This is a genomic window from Paenibacillus sp. JNUCC 35, from assembly GCF_058269095.1.
In genome coordinates this window covers 3,979,242-3,994,698 of the sequence record NZ_CM177771.1, presented here as the reverse complement: position 1 = coordinate 3,994,698, position 15,457 = coordinate 3,979,242, and the positions used below count along the sequence as shown (strand labels likewise).

Below are 15,457 nucleotides of genomic sequence, written 5' to 3'. Positions count from 1 at the left end.
TTTAGTTTCGTTCTGTAGGATGAAATCAAGAACTTATCACAATTACTCACCCTACAGGAGGAACTTTTATGAAAAAAACGTTGCTTCAACTGCTGACGGTTTCGGCTGTAGCCGCTTCGGTACTGCTTCCCTTGAATGCCGCTCCCGCTGCCGCTCAATCCGCCAAGTCTCCGGCCGATTCGCGGATCATGAACCTTGCGCCGGCGCCGGGGATGAACGGTAACGATTTCGCTGCGGGGCACGTTTCGGACCGCGGAAGACTGATGCTGACCCAGCAGGAGCTCGTCAGCCGGATCGCCCAGCTCACAGAGAAGAAACCGCTGGTCATTCAGCAGTGGCTGAAAAACTACGAGCCCGATGCGCGTGTCCGCAGCGGGGAGGCGGCGCGTCTCGGATTTAAGGCGATTGCCTATATTCCTTCGGAGCACGCGGCCGTGACAAACATTAAGGTGCTATCTGTCGCAACGCTTGAAATCACGTTTGACTCCCCCTTGACGGCGGCCGACGTGAATTTGGACAAAGCGAAAGCGAATTTTCAATTCGACAACGGGATGACGATCCGCAACGTTCCGCAGCTTAAGAACGGGGCCCGCTCCACGTATGTGGTTCCCGTCACCGTTCAGCAGCCGGGCAAAACTTACAGTCTGACGTACAAAGGCAAAGCCGCGGGCAAGTTTACGGGCTCCGCCCATACGGTAAAACTGGCGGCAGCTCGGCAGGTGACGGCAGACACGTTCGAGCTGGAATCGCTGCGCAAGGACGGAGTCGTCGATTACGGGTATGTGGTCGAGTCGTACTTCGGTACGCGCGGCGGATTGGAAATGTACCTGAACGACCGCAACGCAAGCGGCGGAAAATCGTACGACATCATTTCCTCTCTCCGCGATATGTCCGTTACCCTCACGCCGGAGGGCGGACAGCCGATCCGCGCCGCATATGTTCCGTATACGCAGGCCACGGATGACAGACAGGCGCCCAAATTCCGCCTTCCGGCCGGACAGACGCTGATTCCCGGCGTAAAATACACCGTTACGGCCGACTGGGCGACCGTGACGGAAGCGTCTTTCACCGCCCGTGCCGCGGCGCCGCTTGTAATCGCGTCCGCCAAAGCCGTCAGCGGGACCGCCGTCGACATTACGCTTGCGGCCGATCCGCGTGACGAACTGTTCTCCGGCCGCAGTGTAGAGCTGACGGACGAGGACGGCAAGAAGCTGACGGCCGTCTACAAGGTAACGAGCCGCAAAGGAGCGGTCGGCACGTTCGAGCTGGCAACGGGCGCGCAGCTGAATCCCGGCAAGTCTTACACTGTCACGGCGTCCGGCGCGTGGGCAACCCAGCAGGGCAAGATCAGTTTGAATACCGATGCTTTGAAAAGCAGCTAAACGCAAGCTTCGAAAAGACCTCTGCGGAGGTCTTTTGCCTATAGAGTTTAAGGAGGCGGATGCCGATGTTCAAGCGGATCCATAGCTTCATCCCGGTTCTGATCATCCCGGTCCTGATCTCCGCGGCGCTGACCGGATGCCGGACGGTCGGCAGCCCGGACCCGGGAACGGAGCAAACGCCGGTTTATCAAAAATCGCAAGGACTAGAAACGGAGGGGATTGGAAAAATGGAAATGCCCAGTGAAAAAAACACGCAGCTGCTGGAGGCGGCTGCGAAAGGCGACGCGGAGAAGGTCCGGACGCTGATCGGGGAAGGGGCCGGTGTAAATGCGCAGGACAGCGATGGGAATACTCCGGTCATGGCGGCCGCGATCAACCGGCACCCGGAAGCCGTCCGCGTTCTGCTCGAAGCAGGGGCGGATGTGAATATCCGCAATGACCGCTCGGATAACCTGTTCCTGTATGCCGGAGCCGAAGGGGATATGGAGCTGCTGCGGCTGGCCATATCCGCCGGTGCCGATCCCGCCCTCACCAACCGGTACGGGGGGATGGCGCTCATTCCCGCTTCGGAACGGGGGCATGCGGACATTGTGCGGGAGCTGCTCACCCGGACCCAAGTGGACGTGAATCATGTGAACCGCCTGGGCTGGACGGCGCTTCTGGAAGCCGTCATCCTCGGCGACGGAGGAGAAGTTCACCAGACGATTATCCGTCTGCTGCTGGAGCATGGGGCGGATGTCCATCTGCCGGACGGGGACGGTGTCACGGCTTACCGGCACGCCGTCTCCCGGAATTTCACGGCAATCGCCGCGATGCTGGAAGCGGCCGGAGGCCGGTAAAAGGCAGGCTGCGCCCATTTGTCATCTTCCCCCGTTGGTGGTATCGTAGAATGATAACCGACTAACATGATAGGGATAAAGCATCTCAAACGGGGGATAGATACATGGCAAACATTGCAACGAATTTGACGCAGTTGATCGGAAACACACCGCTGCTGGAGCTGGTGAATTACGGCAAAAAACAGCAGGTTGAGGCGCGGCTGCTGGCCAAGCTGGAGTATTTTAATCCGGCGGGCAGCGTAAAGGACCGCATCGGATACGCGATGATCAAAGACGCGGAAGAGAAGGGGCTGCTCCGGCCGGATTCCGTCATTATCGAGCCGACGAGCGGCAATACGGGCGTCGGCCTTGCTTTCGCGGCCGCGGCCCTTGGCTACAAGCTCATCATCACACTGCCGGAGAGCTTCAGCATCGAGCGCAGGAAACTGCTTGCGGCGCTTGGCGCGGAGCTTGTTCTGACACCGGCGGAAGAGGGGATGTCAGGCGCGATCCGCAGGGCGGAGGAGCTTGCGGCCGAACTGCCGGGCGCTTTCGTTCCTCAGCAGTTCGAGAATCCGGCGAATCCGGACGTACACCGCCGGACGACTGCCGAAGAAATCTGGCGGGATACGGACGGGGCCGTCGATATTTTTGTCGCCGGAGTCGGTACGGGCGGAACGGTTTCCGGGGTCGGGCAGGCGCTTAAAGCGAAAAATCCCGCGGTGAACATCGTCGCCGTGGAGCCGGCGGATTCGCCTGTTCTGTCCGGGGGGAAAAGAGGCATGCACAAAATCCAGGGAATCGGCGCGGGCTTCGTACCGGGGAATTTCGATTCTTCCGTGGTAGACGAGATTCTGACCGTGAAAAACGAGGAAGCACTTGCGGCGGCCCGTCTGCTTGCGAGAAACGAAGGCATTCTCGTCGGAATTTCTTCCGGTGCGGCCGTTCACGCGGCTTCCGTGCTGGCGGAGCGCCCCGAGAATAAGGGCAAGACCATTGTCGTTCTGCTTCCCGATACCGGGGAACGCTACCTGTCTACCGATTTGTTCCAGGAAGAGTAGCGCGGGGACCCTCTTTCAAACCGCATAAAAACTTCAAGGCAGCCACCGAAATCGTGGCTGCCTTATTTGGCGTCTTTAGTGTCCTGCCGCTCGTCTTACAAGCCGTGCTCCGCCGCATGCCGGCCCCAATGGGGTCTTCTGCCGTCGACATCGCTGAAGCCGTACTCGTCGGACAATCCCCAGCTCGTCAGCACCTTGCCCGACTTCGCGAATTTGTCCGGATCGGCCGCGAGTGCGGCGATTCCTCGTCCGATATAGAACGGCGTTTCGGACTCGCTGTAATGAGGCTCCTGCGCGATGGCGTCTCTCCAGTTTTCTTCCTTTACGCCGAAATGATCAAGCATCGCTTCCGAGCGGAGAAAACCCGGTGTGACGGCTGCCGCCGTTACTCCGTGCGGTCGCAGATCCGCGGCCATCGCCTCCGCCAGATGAATGGCGGAAATTTTGGCCAGACTGTAATACAGGTTCCCCCGGTAACGGTAATCGAAACCGTCCGTAATTTCGAGAATCATGCCCTGCTTGCGGGACGCCAGCAAGGGAGCTCCGTAATAGCTGGTGAGCATATGCGAGCGAACCGCACGCTCCTGAATGAGAAGTCCGTCCGGCAGTGAATGCTCCCAGAACGTTTTTCCCCACTCGGTCAAAGGATCTCCGCCCCACACATCGTTCACTAGGAGGTCAAGCCTGCCGTTCTGCTCCAGTTTTACCTGCTCGAAGAGCGCCTTCACATCTTCTTCTGCCGTGTGGTCCGCGCGGACGGCGATTCCCCGCCCTCCTTTAGCGGTCACAAGCTCCGCCGTTTCCTCAATCGTTTCGCTGCGGCCCATGTTGGAGAGGTTCCCCCGGACACTGCGGCCCGTGCAGTACACGGTCGCTCCCGCCTCCCCGAGCATGGCTGCAATGCCTCGTCCGACGCCGCGCGTCGCTCCTGCCACTACGGCGATCGTTCCTTCCAGTGATTTCGATTTCATCGCGATCTCTCCTTTTGTGTCTCAAATAATATTGGATTGCTGTGTCTATGCAGGCAGCGGATCGATTAGCCGCCCGCATCCTGTACCCAGTATAAGAGGGGATATATGACAACCCCTGTCATAATTGATATAGTAAATTGAACGAAAAGCCCCGCGCCGTTCAGAACTGCCGATCGGGAAAAACGGCCAAGCAAGACCGCTGAGAAAAGAGAACGGCCGGGGATGCCGAACAGGGAAGAAAAGAGGAATAACGATGAGAGCCGACCGATTGCTGTCTCTTTTATTATTGCTGCAAAACCACGGAAAAATGTCGTCCCGCGAACTCGCCGAGAAGCTTGAGGTGTCGGAACGGACCATTTTCCGGGACATGGAGGCCTTGAGCGCGGCGGGCATTCCGGTTTATGCCGAGCGGGGTTCGGGCGGCGGATGGTCCCTGACGGAAGGATACCGCACCCGGCTGACCGGCATGAAAGCGGAGGAAATCGCGACGCTTCTGATCGCGAACACTTCGGCCCTGCTGTCGGATCTCGGCATGAGCAGCGAATACGACAGTGCTTTCCAGAAGCTGTTGGCGGCTTCGCCCAAGTCCCTGCGGCAGGAAACGGAGCGCGTCCGGCAGCGCATCCATATCGACGGCGCAGGCTGGCACCGCTCGGCCGAGCAGCTTCCCCATCTTCCGCTCGTACAGCAAGCGGTGTGGGAAGAGAGGAAGCTGCGCATCCGCTACCGGCGCGACGACCGGATCGCGGAGCGGATCATCCATCCGCTCGGCCTCGTCGCCAAAGGCAGCATCTGGTATGCGGTTGCCGAGACAGAGGGAGAGATGAGAACCTACAGAATCTCCCGGCTGCTTGACGCGGAGCTCTCGGAGGAACATTTTACTAGGCCGACGTCATTCGATCTTGCCGAGTACTGGGAACAGTCCCTGAAAGAGTTTGCGGCAAAGCTTCCGCGCTATCCCGCAAAAATTAAGATCAGGGAGACGGAGCTTCACCGTTTTTCCAGAGAACGGTTTGCAAAAGTACGGCATCCAGGCGAAGCCGATAACGGTTGGGTGGAAGCGGACACCGAATTCAATACGTTGGAATCGGCTATAGGCATCCTGCTCGGTTACGGCAGCAGCGTTTATGTTCTCGCGCCGGAGGAACTGCGTTCGGGATTAGTCGCGGTAACGAGAGGGATATTGGAGCTTTACGACAATAAGGGGAATAAAGAGCTGTGAAGAAGATTTAAGAGGTGGTAAAATATAACAAGTGGGCAGAGGCCCGGAACATCGCTTTTACCCGCAAAAGCTTCGTAAGATGGATCTAAGCTTTAGTTACAGGAAGGAAGATGGAAATGGATAGTGGTGCATCTGCAACTGCTGCGGCGGTAAATCCGTTCGTACTGATTCAAATGCTGATGATGGCGGGGTACGCGGTCCTGCTTGTACTAGGGATCGTTCTTCTGATCGTGTTAATCAGGCTCGCCCTCAAAGCGAACAAAGCTCTCGATACGTACATGGCATCCAAACCGAATACGGCGGTGCTTCCGCCGGAAACGAAGGAGAGCTGAATGGTTCCGCTGAAAATCAGGCTGGCTTATAACGCCATCTTTCTGGGTACGTTCGGAGTCCCTTTTTATTTCGTGCACCAGTTCATTTTCTTCGACTCGTCTCACCCGGCCCAAACGATCTATTTTGTCCTGATCTCTCTGGCGGGGATGAATATCCGGCTTCGTGAAAAGCTATTGTTTGTTCCACAAAAAGAATCCCGCAAAAAGAAGATATTCGTGGGTGTGCTCGGCCTAAGTATGTTAACCGGTGTCTTTGCTTATTACGAAGGCTGGCAGACGGCCTTGCAGAAAGTGTCGCTTGGGATGCTGCTTATTATGGGAGGGCTGTATGCGGGGCATCTGCTGCTAGAAAAGCTCATCGCCGCCCGGTTCCGGTCGGACAACCCTCCGGAGGAGAGTTCCTTGTCCTCTTAGGATTCGGGTTCGCCTCACCCGGCCAAACGGCAGGGAACCAAAGGCTCTCCTATCGAAAGAACCCTAATATGCCTGAGAAAACCGCGATTATCGCGGTTTTTTTAATACCGTCGCCATGGCGTTAACCTGTAATCATAGCGGTGCGGATAACGCGCTCCTTTCTTTGGACGGGGATCGACTTTATCATGCCGTTTAGTATGCGGCCGGCAAGCCGCATTTTGCAGATCGTCGTGTGAGTCTGAAACATAAACCGTGCTTAAAATCCATGCACGGCTAATTTTATATTGATTAACGGTTCCAAGCACGGTAAGATTTGTAAAATCATAGTCGTTGGGAGGAAGGCCGTTTGTCCGATGAACGAAAAACATACATGGATCAGCCGATGGTAAATATTTCGGGCGGAGAAATCGAATTAAGAGACGACCGGGTCGATACCAAATGGAAAGCTGAACTAAGACCGTTTCTGCTTGCCCGTTATCCTGTAACCGAGGGGCTCTACAAGGCAGTTACGACGAATTCACCCTACTCACCGGACGAAAATTTGAAGCCGGCCGTGAATATTTCCTGGGAGGAAGCCGTTTCTTTCTGTAATCTATTTTCACGGCAGGCCGGGCTGAAAGAATGTTATTCGATAAGTAGCGACGGTCAAACGATCCGGTGCGATTGGGAGGCGGACGGCTACCGGCTTCCTACGGAAGCGGAGTGGCAGCACGCATGCAAAGCGGGGACTGCCGGTTACAGATACGGAGAGCTGGATGAGATAGCCTGGTACAACGAAAATTCGGGAGGAGGGGCTCAAGAAGTAGGGACCAAGGAACCGAACGCCTGGGGACTCTACGATATGCTGGGGAATGTCTGGGAGTGGTGCTGGGATGTCTATGATGAAGAGGTGTACGGCTCCTACCGGATTTTCCGCGGAGGCAGCTGGGCGGAAGAGGCCAGGGGCTGCGGGGCAACGTGCCGCCGCCGGAGCCATCCGACCTTTGGCATAGACGATCTTGGATTTCGCCTGGCCCGGTCGGGGTAACTTGACTTCGGCCTTTTTTGAAGGGGAGCGGCAATCGGGCACGGGGAATCGCGCTAACGGCGGCGGGTTGCAAATATAGGGTGAGTATGCTACTATGTCAGTAATTTACGGAATGGAGTTGAAGAGGATAATGTAAAATTTCTTGCGCGCGTAATGATAAAACAAAAAGCGAAGTTTTTCGCTTGTTTTATTTATTATCTGCAAGAAGTTACATCTCCTTTTCACTCAAATCGGATATTCAGGTCTGGCCCCGTCGCGGGCTGGATTTGATATAATATTTGAGCTGCGGGAAAGGTATAACTTTCTTGCAGCTCATTTTTTTATTCAAAGGAGGAGGATTCAATCATGTCATTGATTAGAGTCTCTAACCTGACTTTCGCTTATGACGGCAGTTACGATAACATATTCGAAGAGGTAAGCTTTCAGATCGATACCGATTGGAAGTTGGGTTTTACAGGGAGGAACGGCCGGGGGAAAACCACGTTTCTGAACCTGCTGCAGGGCAAGTATGAATACAGCGGAACGATTTCCGCTCAGGTCCAGTTTGAATATTTTCCTTATCCGGTGGATAACAAGGAAAATCTGACGTTGGATGTGATCCGTGACATTTTTCCGGATTATGTTCACTGGGAACTATTGCGCGAGCTTTCCCTGCTGAAGGTTACGGAGGATGTGCTGGACCGGCCCTTTGACTCGTTGTCGAACGGGGAGCAGACGAAAGTGATGCTGGCCGCTTTGTTTCTTAAGGAGAACAGCTTTCTGCTCATTGACGAACCGACCAACCATCTCGACATGGAAGCGCGCAAACTGGTCAGCAGCTATCTGAGGAACAAAAACGGATATATTCTGGTTTCTCACGACAGAGCTTTTCTCGATCACTGCGTCGATCACATTTTGTCCATCAACAAAACCAACATCGAAATCCGGAAAGGCAACTTCTCGGACTGGTGGACAAACAAAGAAATGCAGGACGAATTTGAGCTTGCGGAGAACGAAAAGCTGAAAAAAGACATCAAGCGGCTGTCGGAAGCGGCCAAACGGACAAGCGGCTGGTCGCACGAAGTGGAGAAAACGAAGAACGGGACACGAAATTCCGGTTCCAAGGTAGATAAAGGATACGTCGGTCATAAAGCCGCCAAAATGATGAAACGATCCAAAACCATCGAGCAAAGACAGCAGTCCGCGATTGAAGATCGTTCACATCTCCTGAAAAATATCGAAAGCTCCGAAAGCTTGAAGATTTCCCAGCTTGTTTATCACAAAAACCAGCTTGCCGAGCTTGAACGTGTGTCGATTCGTTACGGCGATAAGACGGTGTGCAGCGATATCAGCTTTACGGTGGAGCAGGGAGAGCGGATTGCGCTTTCGGGTAAAAACGGCTCTGGAAAATCAAGTATTCTGAAGCTGATTCTCGGCGAAGATATCGACTATACCGGCACTTTCCGGAAGGGGAGCCAGCTGAAAATATCCTACGTATCGCAGGATACCGCGCATCTGCGGGGCAGCTTATCCGACTACGCTCGGGAAAACGGAATAGACGAAAGCCTGTTTAAATCGATCTTGAGAAAACTGGATTTCGCTCGTGTTCAATTCGAGAAGGACATTTCGTCTTATAGCGGCGGGCAGAAGAAGAAGGTGCTGATCGCCAAAAGTCTGTGCGAGCACGTTCATCTGCATATCTGGGATGAGCCGCTTAATTTTATCGACGTGGTATCGCGAATGCAAATTGAAGAATTGCTGCTCGAACACAAGCCAACCCTTCTTTTTGTGGAGCATGACCGAGAATTTTGCAACAATATTGCGACCAAGGTAGTGGAGCTTTAACTTTCATTGGCACACTCGAACACCGCAGTCCTTCTGGATTGCGGTGTTTTTTGTTCGCAGCTTCAATTCATTCGGTTCAATTGTTGTGCCTTGTTCTCTTGGTCACAGATTATTTTCCCTAATTCTGTATACACAGTTTCTTCCCCCGGCCAAAATATACTCTACACGTTCAACAAGAACATGTTTCCCAAGAATTGTATGAAATAAATGCAGCTCATTCTTACATAACCCGGTACATGCAACGGCAGCTTCACAGATCGGACAATGCTTCTCAATAAACAAGAAACTGCCATCGCCTTGGTCCTTGACCACGGCCATATAGCCTTCGCGGGTTCGAATTTCGGCCAGTTTGTCCAGTTTCTCTCTTACGTCAGATGCGCCGCCAATGTACTGGAGATATTGCTCTTGCAACTTTTTATTCCGGACAGCCAGCAGCTTGTCCAGTCCCTCGTTTCCGAAAGCTTCTTTCATCGAATGGATCAGACTGACGGATAACTCAGAATATCCGCTTGGAAAAAACTGATCAGCCTCCTGAGTTAATCTCCATAGCTTTGTTGGCCGACCCATGGGGCGGGCTTCTTCTTCATAAGTAACGAATCCTTCTTCTTTCAGCGCATTTAAATGTTGACGAATAGCCATTCCGGATAGCGAAAATTTGGAGGCTAGTGCCACAACATCCATTCCTCCCTGCTGCTTTAGCAGATCAATGATCGCTCTCCGTGTACGGGTCGAGGCATCCTTATTCGTTCGATTTGGGCTCATGATGAACCTCCTTATTAAGCAACCGGATCTAGTTCACTGTCTACATTTTAAACAAAAATGTTGACAAAGTCAAAATCGGACTGTAATTTAAACTTTGTCAACATATATGTTTACTAAGTATCCGGATACAGTGTATACATAAAAATTTTCTTGGAGGTCAAATTTCATGTCGTCTAATCCTCAAAGCATTTTCAGCCCGCGTTATTTTGCACTGTCCATAGGAATCATACTGTCGGTGATGGCAGTCGGATTCGAAGGCTTATCGGTAACGACGATTGCCCCTTCCATTGCCGGTGACTTGAACGGCCTCGACCTATTCGGTTGGATATTCAGTACCTATCTGCTTGCGCAGATTATCGGCACCTTGGTCGTCGGTCGAATCATTGATAGACAAGGACCTGCGGCACCGTTCACTTTCGCACTTATATTGTTTGTCGTCGGGCTGATCGCTGCCGCAACAGCAGGAGATATGTATACCATGATAGGGGCGCGGGCTATGCAGGGTTTAGGTGCCGGAGCTATGATGACTTGCGTGTACACGGCAATATCCTTAAGTTATCCGGATGAATTACGTGCCAAAATCCTCGGAGCCTTCGGTACTGCCTACGTTCTTCCGTCCATGCTCGGTCCATACGTTGCAGGTCTTATCGCTGATCAATGGTCCTGGCGGTTTGTTTTCTGGGGGATCTTACCGATCCTGGTTGTTTCAGCACTGCTTAGTTTACCTGCATTTAGGAAATTAAAAACACAGAGGATGCAAGGGGACAACGGGGCTTCAGCTGCATGGCTGGCCTTGCTGTTAACGATAGGTACGGGAATCTTCTTAGTCGGTCTAAGCATGCTGCCGATCCTTACAGGGGTTGTTTTAGTCATGATCGGCTTAGCGCTAATGGGATATCCGCTGCGCAAATTGCTGCCCAAGGGAACGCTTGTTTTCCGAAGAGGCATGCCGGCTATTCTAGCAACACGCGGGTTGTTCTTCGCCGCCTATGCCAGCACACAGAATTTCTTGGTACTGGCTTTAATAGATGTGAAAGGTATTACTCCTTCTCAGGCCGGATTAATTGTAGCGAGCGCTGCGCTAAGTTGGTGCCTCATTGCCTATTTGCAAGGACGTTGGGATTCGGCAGACCAAGGCCGCGGACGTCATACAAGAATTATCCTGGGTGTGCTATTGCTTGCAATTGGAATTGCCTTGGTTTTCTGGGTACCTGTTGTGACAGTTGCCGTTGCGGTTATCGGACAAATCATAGCTGGAATTGGAATTGGACTTGCGCATCCCATTAGCGGCGTTGTGGCATTTTCCCAAACAGGGAATGGAGATGTTGGAGAAACTTCGGCAAATCTGCAATTCGCGGATTCTTTTACACCGGGCGTGGTCATCGGGATAGGCGGTTCCATTCTTGTTGTTTGTCAAGCTGCAGGGATGTCCCTGCAAACCGGATTAATTGTAACGATGGGTTTTCATCTCTTGTTAATCGTCACGAGTTTATTCGCCAGCACCCGGATTAGACCGGCAAACTAACCTATAAACAAGCCTTCTAAACATACAAAAACAGCCGTTCCATGTCCTTTGTGACAGGGAACGGTCCATACAAACCATTTATAGATCTGCTCTCGTTACAAACATACCGGCTAACCAAAAATGACGTTCAAAGGAGAAATGCAATGATGATACAGGTCAGTGAAGCAGCATCAGAAAAAATCGTCGAAATCTTATCAAGTGCTAATACCCGAAATTCTTTCCTTAGAATAGGCGTTGAAGAGGGGGGATGCAGAAAGGGGGATGATAGGCGGTTTCACCTTGAATAACCCTAATGCAAGAGCTTCATGTGGAGCTAGTTTCAGAATGGAAAATCACCGTGGGGAAGTTAAAAAATGTGATTAGCCTTATTAACTTATTGACGTATGTTCTTGTCACAGATTTAAGACATGAATATACGTCAATAATTTTTTGCAACAGAAAAATGTCTGTATAATAAGCAGTGAAGCTTCTAAATCGGGCCATACAGCAGATAATCTTTATCCCGTATTGGCTATACTAAACGTGATGAAATCCTTCAATAATAAGGAAGTGATAAACAATGAATTTCGAAACGGTCATGCAGGAACTTGAAAGTCTCGGCAAGGAACGAACCCAAAAAATTTACGTTTCCAATGGCGCGCGCGAACCGCTCTTTGGTGTGGCTACAGGCGCAATGAAGCCCATGGCTAAGAAAATTAAAAAAAACCAGCCTTTGGCCGAGGAGCTTTACAACACGGGGAATTATGACGCCATGTATTTTGCCGGCGTAATAGCGGACCCGAAAGCCATGACTGCCGCGGATTTTGAGCGTTGGATAGACGCCGCGTATTTTTATATGCTGTCCGATTATGTGGTGGCCGTAACCTTGGCAGAAACTGATATTGCGCAAGAAGTTGCGGATAAATGGATCGCAAGCGGCCAAGAGTTGAGGATGTCAGCGGGCTGGAGTTGTTACTGCTGGCTTTTGGGGAGTCGGCATGACGGGGAATTTTCCGAAAGCAAACTTGCCGATATGCTTGAAATTGTGAAAAATACGATTCATGATTCTCCCGAAAGAGCTAAATATGCTATGAACAATTTTATTTACACAGTGGGAGTCTCCTATTTGCCTCTCCATGATAAGGCGGTCGAGACCGCAAACGCAGTAGGCCCGGTAGAAGTTAATCGGGACAAATCAAAAAGTAAGTTTCTGCTTGCTTCCGAAAATATTCAAAAGGCAGTAAACAAAGGCCAACTTGGTTTCAAACGTAAATATGTAAGGTGTTAAGAGGTAAGGCCGGGCGCTACCTTTTTTTTCTGAAGACAAGAAAATCAAGGCTAGGATCAATGCGACAAGCTGCAATTCTTTAGAGATAAATTTTAAGAGCCAGAAGGATGTAAACACGGTTGCCCAGACCAAGTAGCTTAGCATTTCTTTGCGTTCCCAATGTTTCCGGTTTACTAGAACATGAATGTACCCTATAGGCGGTGTTATAGCACATAAAGCGAGTACAAAACCGTTTCTTAAGTACCATTTCTTCTTATGATTGCTTGGTCCCAGCATAAACATCTCCTGTTCTTAGTTTGATTGACCTGCCTTGCTCCTCCTGGGCTGCGGTGTTTTTTTGGTGCGCAGCTTGATCCTTTTATGAAAAAGGGTCTTTTTTTCTTTCTCGAAATCCCGTATATTTTTCAAAAGGAGTAAAGGAGCTGCCCGTATGAATGAAGAACTGCGCGAACTGAATGTGGAGGAAGGCTCGGACATCTTTGAAATGACGCGTGAGATCGGTCTGGGAGCGAACGGGTTTGTGAACAGCTTTTACAGCGAAACCCGGGACGAATTTCATAATCTGCTTGTCAAAAATTATAACATGGCGCGGGCCAAACAGCTGCCGGAAGGGCTCGTTCCTCAAACGGTTTATTGGCTTTATGCGGACGGCAGGCCCGTCGGATACGGGAAAATGCGGCACGCGCTGAATGGCCAGCTCAAGAAACGGGGCGGCCATATCGGCTATGTTATCCGCCCTTCGGAGCGGGGAAAAGGCTATGCGAAACTGCTGCTGCAACTCCTTCTTCGGGAAGCGGCCGGCAAGGGCATACGTGAGGCGCTGCTGACCTGCAACGAAGATAACGTGCCGTCGCGCCGAGTGATCGAAAGCTGCGGGGGCGTTCTGCAGGACAACATCGACGGCATTTGCCGGTACCACGTCCCCGCCGGGCGGGTGCTGGGATCAACCGGCACGTAGACGATTTACCGGACGCGTGAACAGGCCGGGCATTGAAACGGATAAGCCGCTTGCCGTTCCCGCCATGTTCCGCCCATAAAAATACCCTCCATCCCAGATAAGCGGATGGAGGGTATTCGTGTTACTTCGCCTTCGCGAACCTGCCCGGCACGTCGGCGGAAGCGGTCCGGCTCGTCGTGCTTTCGTTATGCAGCCGGTCCAGCGCGGTCACGACGTAACGCAGGGGTTTCCCGGCCGGGGCGGCGCGGTCGGTGAACGTCTGGGGCCCGCTTCCGCCGCTGCGGACGGTGCCGATCAGGCGTGCGGCCTCGGAGCCGCTGCCTTCGGCGCGGTAGACGGCGTAGTAGGCTGGGTTCCCGCCGCCGTCGCGCCAGTCCAGCCGGACGCCGTCCGCTGTGCCCTCGGCGGAGAGAGCCTTCGGCGGCTGAGGCGCCGCGCTCCCCAGCCAAGGCATGGGCGGCACCAGCGCCGGGCTGGCATACAGCTCCGTGTTCAGCCGGTCGCGGAATCCGAGCGGATTGCGGCGGATATCCTTGAGGCTGAACAGGATGCTGCCGCTGATTTTGCCGGCGCTGCGGGCGTTGAACTTGAGCTGATCCGGCAGCTCGTCGGGGTTTTGCCAGCCCGGCGGGTCCTGCTGGCCGATTTTGAAGGGCGCGTGCCCGATGTACAGCTGGACCGGCTTGCCCTCGGTTTCTTTGATCCACCAGTCGGCCAGTTTATCGTAGGCCGCCGGTTTGAAGCCGAAGTTCCAATACAGCTGCGGGGCGATATAATCGACCCAGCCGGCGTTGATCCACGCTCTCGTATCCGCAAAAAGCGTGTCGTAATTCGTGGTGCCCGCCGTCGTTTCCGATCCGGTCGGGTCCGCATTCTGGTTGCGCCATACGCCGAACGGAGAAATGCCGAATTTGACGTAGGGCTTTTCCTTTTTGATGGCGGCATGAATGGCTTCAACGAGCCGGTTAACGTTATCCCTGCGCCAATTGGGCTTGGAGCTGAACTCCGATTTACCATATTTCTGGTAGGCGGAATCGTCGGGAAAATCTTTGCCTTTCTCGGGATACGGATAAAAATAATCGTCGAGATGAACGGCGTCGATATCGTACTTCCGGACGACTTCGGTAATGCCGGCCGCGACAAAATCCCTGACCTCCGGTATGCCGGGGTTATAATACTGGGTTCCCGCGTAAGCCGCCACCCAGTCGGGGTGCCTCAGAGCCGGGTGATCGGCGGCCAGCTTGCCGGCGTCTTTGGTTTTGCCGATGCGGTAGGGGTTGAACCAGGCATGGAACTCAAGGTTGCGTTTATGCGCCTCTTCGACCATAAAGGCGAGCGGATCGTAGCCGGGGGACTGGCCCTGCCTGCCCGTCAGGATATCCGACCAGGGGCCGTACTCGGACGGATAAAGAGAGTCGGCGTTGGGCTTGACCTGTACGATGACGGCGTTCATTCCCACATTCTTGGCTTCATCCAGCATGGCGATGAACTCCTGCTGTTGTTTGGCGGCGGACAGCCCTTGGCTCGACGGCCAGTCGATGTTCCAGGCCGTGGCGATCCAGACGGCCCGGAGCTGCCGGGGGGCGGATAAAGCCTGATTTTCCGCCTGTGTAATCGAACCTGCCTTGGAGCCCGCGGCGGCGCTCAGCGTTTCGGCAAGAAGCGATTTTCGGCCCCCCAGGGAGCCGGTCAGAAGCACGAGCAAGGCTGCTGTAAAGGCTAATGCGACCAGTGCGGCGATGTGCTTTTTGTTCATGAGTGAAGACATCCTCCTTGCAGGTGATACCCCATTCTATGAGGGGAAAACCGACTCTATGACGAAAAAAGCCGAAGGGAGAGATGCTAGAGTGTTCACAAAGCTGCAATAAGCGGTGTGATTGGAATCACCAGGGGA

Annotated in this window: 14 protein-coding genes; 11 read left to right on the top strand and 3 right to left on the bottom strand. The window is 53.2% G+C overall.

What is annotated here, in order from left to right:
- The first annotated feature begins 68 nt into the window (after nt 1-68).
- From AC2TF6_RS17835 to cysK, 3 genes are all read left to right on the top strand, one after another.
- Nucleotides 69-1,382 carry a hypothetical protein gene (locus AC2TF6_RS17835; RefSeq protein WP_491307899.1) on the top strand — a complete coding sequence of 438 codons (1,314 nt, stop codon included), beginning with the start codon at nt 69-71 and terminating at the stop codon, nt 1,380-1,382.
- A 65-nt stretch (nt 1,383-1,447) separates the two neighbouring features.
- Nucleotides 1,448-2,221: an ankyrin repeat domain-containing protein gene (locus AC2TF6_RS17830; protein WP_491307898.1), complete on the top strand. Its 774-nt coding sequence runs from the start codon at nt 1,448-1,450 to the stop codon at nt 2,219-2,221.
- Between the two features lie 104 nt (nt 2,222-2,325).
- On the top strand, nt 2,326-3,261 hold the full coding sequence (cysK, locus tag AC2TF6_RS17825; RefSeq protein WP_491307897.1) for a cysteine synthase A: 936 nt from the start codon (nt 2,326-2,328) through the stop codon (nt 3,259-3,261).
- A gap of 95 nt (nt 3,262-3,356) precedes the next feature.
- Here cysK and AC2TF6_RS17820 read toward each other — a convergent pair whose 3' ends face one another.
- Entirely contained in the window at nt 3,357-4,232 is an 876-nt protein-coding gene (locus tag AC2TF6_RS17820; RefSeq protein WP_491307896.1) for an SDR family oxidoreductase, read from the bottom strand.
- A gap of 253 nt (nt 4,233-4,485) precedes the next feature.
- On the opposite strand from AC2TF6_RS17820, the gene AC2TF6_RS17815 reads away from it, so the two are divergent.
- From AC2TF6_RS17815 to AC2TF6_RS17795, 5 genes are all read left to right on the top strand, one after another.
- Entirely contained in the window at nt 4,486-5,454 is a 969-nt protein-coding gene (locus AC2TF6_RS17815) for a helix-turn-helix transcriptional regulator (protein WP_491307895.1), read from the top strand.
- 116 nt (nt 5,455-5,570) lie between these two features.
- Nucleotides 5,571-5,786, top strand: coding sequence for a hypothetical protein (locus tag AC2TF6_RS17810; RefSeq protein WP_009675574.1), 216 nt, complete (start codon nt 5,571-5,573; stop codon nt 5,784-5,786).
- The gene (locus tag AC2TF6_RS17805) at nt 5,787-6,200 is read left to right on the top strand and encodes a hypothetical protein (protein WP_491307894.1); all 414 of its coding nucleotides are present in this window, start codon (nt 5,787-5,789) and stop codon (nt 6,198-6,200) included. It begins immediately after the preceding gene.
- 370 nt (nt 6,201-6,570) lie between these two features.
- A complete protein-coding gene (locus AC2TF6_RS17800; protein ID WP_491311682.1) occupies nt 6,571-7,227 on the top strand; it encodes a formylglycine-generating enzyme family protein in 657 nt (218 codons plus the stop codon).
- Nucleotides 7,228-7,572: 345 nt separating this feature from the next.
- A complete protein-coding gene (locus tag AC2TF6_RS17795; protein WP_491307893.1) occupies nt 7,573-9,051 on the top strand; it encodes an Lsa family ABC-F type ribosomal protection protein in 1,479 nt (492 codons plus the stop codon).
- Between the two features lie 102 nt (nt 9,052-9,153).
- Here AC2TF6_RS17795 and AC2TF6_RS17790 read toward each other — a convergent pair whose 3' ends face one another.
- Nucleotides 9,154-9,813, bottom strand: coding sequence for a helix-turn-helix transcriptional regulator (locus AC2TF6_RS17790; protein ID WP_491307892.1), 660 nt, complete (start codon nt 9,811-9,813; stop codon nt 9,154-9,156).
- 166 nt (nt 9,814-9,979) lie between these two features.
- On the opposite strand from AC2TF6_RS17790, the gene AC2TF6_RS17785 reads away from it, so the two are divergent.
- From AC2TF6_RS17785 to AC2TF6_RS17775, 3 genes are all read left to right on the top strand, one after another.
- On the top strand, nt 9,980-11,338 hold the full coding sequence (locus AC2TF6_RS17785) for an MFS transporter (protein ID WP_491307891.1): 1,359 nt from the start codon (nt 9,980-9,982) through the stop codon (nt 11,336-11,338).
- A 559-nt stretch (nt 11,339-11,897) separates the two neighbouring features.
- On the top strand, nt 11,898-12,605 hold the full coding sequence (locus tag AC2TF6_RS17780; RefSeq protein WP_491307890.1) for a DNA alkylation repair protein: 708 nt from the start codon (nt 11,898-11,900) through the stop codon (nt 12,603-12,605).
- A 430-nt stretch (nt 12,606-13,035) separates the two neighbouring features.
- The gene (locus tag AC2TF6_RS17775) at nt 13,036-13,563 is read left to right on the top strand and encodes a GNAT family N-acetyltransferase (protein ID WP_491307889.1); all 528 of its coding nucleotides are present in this window, start codon (nt 13,036-13,038) and stop codon (nt 13,561-13,563) included.
- A gap of 121 nt (nt 13,564-13,684) precedes the next feature.
- Here AC2TF6_RS17775 and AC2TF6_RS17770 read toward each other — a convergent pair whose 3' ends face one another.
- The gene (locus AC2TF6_RS17770; protein ID WP_491307888.1) at nt 13,685-15,319 is read right to left on the bottom strand and encodes a glycoside hydrolase family 10-like protein; all 1,635 of its coding nucleotides are present in this window, start codon (nt 15,317-15,319) and stop codon (nt 13,685-13,687) included.
- Between the last annotated feature and the right edge of the window lie 138 nt (nt 15,320-15,457).

What these genes read in the sequence shown, in the direction of transcription:
- AC2TF6_RS17835 (WP_491307899.1), top strand. Translation starts at nt 69, where the DNA reads ATGAAAAAAACGTTGCTTCAACTGCTGACGGTTTCGGCTGTAGCCGCT.
- AC2TF6_RS17830 (WP_491307898.1), top strand. Translation starts at nt 1,448, where the DNA reads ATGTTCAAGCGGATCCATAGCTTCATCCCGGTTCTGATCATCCCGGTC.
- cysK (WP_491307897.1), top strand. Translation starts at nt 2,326, where the DNA reads ATGGCAAACATTGCAACGAATTTGACGCAGTTGATCGGAAACACACCG.
- AC2TF6_RS17820 (WP_491307896.1), bottom strand. Translation starts at nt 4,232, where the DNA reads ATGAAATCGAAATCACTGGAAGGAACGATCGCCGTAGTGGCAGGAGCG.
- AC2TF6_RS17815 (WP_491307895.1), top strand. Translation starts at nt 4,486, where the DNA reads ATGAGAGCCGACCGATTGCTGTCTCTTTTATTATTGCTGCAAAACCAC.
- AC2TF6_RS17810 (WP_009675574.1), top strand. Translation starts at nt 5,571, where the DNA reads ATGGATAGTGGTGCATCTGCAACTGCTGCGGCGGTAAATCCGTTCGTA.
- AC2TF6_RS17805 (WP_491307894.1), top strand. Translation starts at nt 5,787, where the DNA reads ATGGTTCCGCTGAAAATCAGGCTGGCTTATAACGCCATCTTTCTGGGT.
- AC2TF6_RS17800 (WP_491311682.1), top strand. Translation starts at nt 6,571, where the DNA reads ATGGATCAGCCGATGGTAAATATTTCGGGCGGAGAAATCGAATTAAGA.
- AC2TF6_RS17795 (WP_491307893.1), top strand. Translation starts at nt 7,573, where the DNA reads ATGTCATTGATTAGAGTCTCTAACCTGACTTTCGCTTATGACGGCAGT.
- AC2TF6_RS17790 (WP_491307892.1), bottom strand. Translation starts at nt 9,813, where the DNA reads ATGAGCCCAAATCGAACGAATAAGGATGCCTCGACCCGTACACGGAGA.
- AC2TF6_RS17785 (WP_491307891.1), top strand. Translation starts at nt 9,980, where the DNA reads ATGTCGTCTAATCCTCAAAGCATTTTCAGCCCGCGTTATTTTGCACTG.
- AC2TF6_RS17780 (WP_491307890.1), top strand. Translation starts at nt 11,898, where the DNA reads ATGAATTTCGAAACGGTCATGCAGGAACTTGAAAGTCTCGGCAAGGAA.
- AC2TF6_RS17775 (WP_491307889.1), top strand. Translation starts at nt 13,036, where the DNA reads ATGAATGAAGAACTGCGCGAACTGAATGTGGAGGAAGGCTCGGACATC.
- AC2TF6_RS17770 (WP_491307888.1), bottom strand. Translation starts at nt 15,319, where the DNA reads ATGAACAAAAAGCACATCGCCGCACTGGTCGCATTAGCCTTTACAGCA.